We start from the raw sequence: 3,902 nt of genomic DNA, 5'->3' as shown, positions 1-3,902 counted from the left end.
AATTCAACAGGCAGAATGAGAGTTTGCGCCAACTGCGGCTGTGGCTGGCCGGCGTCCCGGCGGAGGGGACAGTGCGAAAAACCGGTCGGCGGGAAGAACAGCTCGTCGGAGTGCTGGCGGAACTCTCAAAAAGCGGTGGCGAGCTCGCCCTCGACGCTGTGACATTCTGCGACCTTGTGCGTGCTCTCCTGCGTGAAGTGCCGATCGGGAAGGTGCGGCAGGCTGAGATCCGGCTCAAGCTGGACTCCCTCGCCCGGAGTGCGCGAAGGTTCATCGCCCTGACGGGGCCGGAAACGGCTGCGGAAAACGGGGCCGACCCGCTGCGAACGTGTCGGATCCTGGCAGTCGATTCGGAACTGTCGATTGTGGTGCTGTCGGTAGGTTCGGCGAAAGGCGTTTTCACCGGAATGATCTACCGGGTCGGGAAGGACAGACCGGTTCAGCTCAGAGTGGTCGCGGTGCGGCCATACGTCGCGGCGGCTGAAGTGGTCAAAGGCAGCATCGGCGACCTTGCTCCGGGGATGGAGGCCGTGGCGGGAGAAACCAGAGATGCCGCGGGAGCGTTGAGCTCCGCGGTCTCGAACAAGAAACAACAGGAATAAAGAAGCCAGACTATGGAAGTTAGAGCTTTGACAAGGAATGTGCGGATATCGCCGGAGAAGGCGCGTCATCTTTCGCGTCTGATTCAGGGCAAGTCCGCAGTCGAAGCGCTTGCGATCGTCGACCTGAGCCCCCGCAAGGCGGCCGGTCTTCTGGGCGACACGCTGCGCTCCGCCGTGGCCAATGCTGAAAACAACTGCGACCTGAACCGGAAGGAGCTCGTGGTGAAGGCCGCGCTGGTCAGCCCCGGTCCGATCATCAAGCGTTTTCGTGCGAAGGCCCGCGGTTCGGCCGGCCGGATCCGCAAGCGGACCAGCCATCTGGAAGTTATTTTGACGGATATGAACTAGAATAGGGGATTGAATCGTGGGACAGAAAGTTAATCCGATCGGATTGAGAACGGCTCTGACCAAGAATTGGGAATCCCGCTGGTTTGCCGACAAGAAGACGCATGGCCGGACGCTGTTCGGTGAGTGGCTCCATGAGGACCTTGCGATCCGCAAGTTCATCAAGGAGAAGTTTGCGCAGGCGGCGATTGCCCGGATTCAGATTGAGCGTTTTGCGAATCGCGTGCGTGTGACCATTTTTTCGGCCCGTCCCGGCGTGCTGATCGGCAAGAAGGGTGCCGAGCTTGACTCGCTCAAGTCGGACATTGCCAAGCTGGCCGCGGGCAAAGAGGTGTTCATTGAGATCGCGGAGATCCGCCGTGCCGAAACCAACGCCCAGCTGGTGGCGGAGAACATCGCCCAGCAGCTGGAGCGCCGCATCGGCTTCCGCCGTGCGATGAAGCGTGCCATCCAGACTGCGATGGATATGGGCGCCGACGGGATCAAGATCAACTGCGCCGGCCGTCTGGGCGGTGCGGAGCTTGCTCGTGAAGAACAGTACAAGGAAGGCCGTGTGCCGCTGCATACGCTGAAGGCGAACATCGACTACGGATTCACGGAAGCGAGCACGACGGCCGGTAAGATCGGCGTCAAGGTTTGGATTTGTCACAAAGACTCTACGGAGGAACAAGATTATGCCGTTAATGCCAAAAAGAGTAAAGTACAGAAAGGTTCAGCGCGGAAGTAACGCCGGACTTGCCACTTCCAACAACAAGCTGGATTTCGGCGATTACGCGTTGCAGGCGCTGACCCGCGGGTACGTTACCAATAATCAGATTGAAGCCGCCCGTGTTGCGATCAACCGTCATCTGAAGCGTCGCGGCAAGGTGTGGATCCGTATGTTCCCCTTCCGCTCCTTCACCAAGAAGCCGTTGGAAGTCCGTATGGGCAAGGGAAAGGGTGCGGTCGAAGGCTGGGTTGCTCCGGTGCTTCCGGGCCGTGTGCTTTTCGAGGTTTCCGGGTGCAGCGAAGCGGTTGCGAAGGAAGCCATGAGTCGTGCTGCGAACAAGCTCTGCTTGCGCTGCAAGTTCCTGTCGCGGGAAGGGTGATGCGATGAAGACGAAGGAAATCCGTGAATTGACCGATGCCGAGCTGGTGACCAAGGTTGCCGATCTGCAGCGTGAGAAGTTGAACCTCAAGATTCAGTCCCGTACCGGCCAGCTCGAGAAGACCGCCAGAGTCCGTGAGATCCGTCGCGATATCGCGCGTCTCTACACCGAGCAGACTGCCCGGGCCGCCAAAGCCGAGGTGAAGTGATGAGTGAAGCGAAAGTTGAAGTCCGGGGACACCGGAAGGAACGTGTCGGCGTGGTTGTGAGCAACGTCCAGGACAAGACCATCGTGGTCAAGGTGGACCGTCGCACGCCGCATCCGTTGTATCAGAAGATCGTCAAGGTCAGTAAGAAGTTCACCGCTCACGACGAGAACAACGAGGCGAAGAAGGGCGATTTCGTCCGGATCGTCGAGACCCGTCCGCTGAGCCGCACGAAGCGCTGGCGGCTGATTGAGATCATCCGCCCGGCGGTGCAGGAATAAGACCTTCAGGAGAATTGAATCATGATTCAGATGCAGAGTATTCTGGAGGTTGCCGACAATTCCGGAGCCAAGAAGGTGCTGACCATCACGGTTCTGGGGCAGGGCAAGAAGATTGCGCACGTTGGCGACATCATCAGCTGCGCCGTGGAGGAAGCGATTCCGGACGGTTCGGTGAAGAAGGGCCAGGTTGTGAAGGCGGTGGTGGTCCGCACGGCGGCGAAGATTCGTCGTCCGGACGGGTCCTACCTGCGGTTCGACGACAACGCCGCGGTGCTCATCGACAAGGACAAGAACCCGATCGGGACCCGTATTTTCGGACCCGTGGCGCGTGAATTGCGCGAGAAGGACTTCATGAAGATCATCTCGCTGGCGCCGGAGGTGCTGTAATTATGAAATACCATGTCAAAAAAGGCGATAAGGTGCTGGTGAACTCCGGCAACTACAAGGGCGAGGAGGCCACCATCAAGGCGGTCATCACCAAGAATGACCGGGTGGTTCTCGAGTTCACGTCGAAGAAAGATCGCGCGATCGGCAAGCGGACGATCAAAAAGAGCAGGCTCAATCCGAACGGCGGACTGATCGAGCGTTCGGTATCGGTGCATGTTTCGAACGTCACTCCCGTTGCCGCGGAAAAGACGGAGTAAAGTAAAATGCCTGATATGAAGAAAAAATATATGGACGAAGTCCGCGGGGCGCTCCAGGCCAAACTCGGCCTCAAGAACGTCATGCAGATTCCGAAGCTGGAGAAGATCGTGGTCTCCACCGGCATCGGGACCAGCGCGGAACGCGATGCTTTCACCGAGGCGAAGAAGCACCTCGGCGCCATGACTGGTCAGCAGCCGGTGATCACCAAGGCGCGCAAGAACGTCTCGAACTTCAAGCTGCGCGTCGGCATGCCGGTCGGTGTGATGGTGACGCTGCGGGGCAGCCGGATGTATGAATTCCTCGACCGCTTCGTGCACAACGCGCTGCCGCGCGTGCGTGACTTCCGCGGTATTCCGAAGAACGGTTTCGACGGTGTGGGCAACTACAACCTCGGAATCAGCGACGTGTCGGTCTTCACCGAAGTCGACGCCGACAAGCTCAAGTATCCGCTCGGGGTGAACATCACGATTGTGACGACCGCGAAGGATGACGAGTCGGCCCGTGAACTTCTGAAGATGATGGAAGTTCCGTTCGAGGATTAAGGAAAGGGATTGCATCATGGCAAAACTCAGTTTGATAGTGAAGGCCGAGCGCGGCAGCAAGTTCCCGGTGCGCAACTACACCCGGTGCAAGGCCTGCGGCCGTCCGCGTGCGTATATCGGCAAGTTCCAGCTCTGCCGTATCTGTGTCCGTGAACTGGCCTCGAAGGGTCAGATCCCGGGTGTGACCAAGGCCA

At 58.9% G+C, this 3,902-nt stretch carries 10 protein-coding genes; all 10 read left to right on the top strand.

Annotation, left to right across the window (positions count from 1 at the left end; translation table 11 throughout):
- A partial coding sequence (locus ACMLHG_RS00440) for a hypothetical protein (RefSeq protein ID WP_417169167.1) occupies nucleotides 1–602 on the top strand: 602 nt, incomplete at its 5' end.
- A 27-nt stretch (nucleotides 603–629) separates the two neighbouring features.
- Nucleotides 630–950 carry a 50S ribosomal protein L22 gene (gene rplV, locus ACMLHG_RS00435; RefSeq protein WP_417169166.1) on the top strand — a complete coding sequence of 107 codons (321 nt, stop codon included), beginning with the start codon at nucleotides 630–632 and terminating at the stop codon, nucleotides 948–950.
- Nucleotides 951–966: 16 nt separating this feature from the next.
- A complete protein-coding gene (rpsC, locus tag ACMLHG_RS00430; protein ID WP_294437675.1) occupies nucleotides 967–1,674 on the top strand; it encodes a 30S ribosomal protein S3 in 708 nt (235 codons plus the stop codon).
- Nucleotides 1,622–2,035 (top strand): 50S ribosomal protein L16, encoded by a 414-nt coding sequence (gene rplP / locus ACMLHG_RS00425; protein WP_294436537.1) that lies wholly within the window; start codon nucleotides 1,622–1,624, stop codon nucleotides 2,033–2,035. The genes rpsC and rplP overlap by 53 nt, the downstream gene beginning before the upstream one ends.
- 4 nt (nucleotides 2,036–2,039) lie before the next feature.
- Complete coding sequence (rpmC, locus tag ACMLHG_RS00420; RefSeq protein ID WP_294436534.1) at nucleotides 2,040–2,243, top strand: 50S ribosomal protein L29; 204 nt, start codon at nucleotides 2,040–2,042, stop codon at nucleotides 2,241–2,243.
- A complete protein-coding gene (gene rpsQ, locus ACMLHG_RS00415; RefSeq protein ID WP_294436532.1) occupies nucleotides 2,243–2,521 on the top strand; it encodes a 30S ribosomal protein S17 in 279 nt (92 codons plus the stop codon). Before rpmC ends, rpsQ begins: the two co-directional genes overlap by 1 nt.
- Before the next feature lie 21 nt (nucleotides 2,522–2,542).
- Nucleotides 2,543–2,908 carry a 50S ribosomal protein L14 gene (gene rplN / locus ACMLHG_RS00410; protein ID WP_294436530.1) on the top strand — a complete coding sequence of 122 codons (366 nt, stop codon included), beginning with the start codon at nucleotides 2,543–2,545 and terminating at the stop codon, nucleotides 2,906–2,908.
- Nucleotides 2,909–2,910: 2 nt separating this feature from the next.
- Nucleotides 2,911–3,165: a KOW motif-containing protein gene (locus tag ACMLHG_RS00405; protein WP_294436529.1), complete on the top strand. Its 255-nt coding sequence runs from the start codon at nucleotides 2,911–2,913 to the stop codon at nucleotides 3,163–3,165.
- A 6-nt stretch (nucleotides 3,166–3,171) separates the two neighbouring features.
- Nucleotides 3,172–3,708 carry a 50S ribosomal protein L5 gene (gene rplE, locus ACMLHG_RS00400; protein WP_366943150.1) on the top strand — a complete coding sequence of 179 codons (537 nt, stop codon included), beginning with the start codon at nucleotides 3,172–3,174 and terminating at the stop codon, nucleotides 3,706–3,708.
- A 16-nt stretch (nucleotides 3,709–3,724) separates the two neighbouring features.
- Nucleotides 3,725–3,902 (top strand): type Z 30S ribosomal protein S14 (locus tag ACMLHG_RS00395; protein ID WP_417169169.1); only part of this gene is annotated, 178 nt, incomplete at its 3' end.

It is taken from the genome of Victivallis sp., assembly GCF_048170485.1.
Classification (GTDB): Bacteria; Verrucomicrobiota; Lentisphaeria; order Victivallales; family Victivallaceae; genus Victivallis.
Note: the sequence above shows the minus strand (reverse complement) of the source record. Positions and strands in the feature narration are given on the sequence as shown.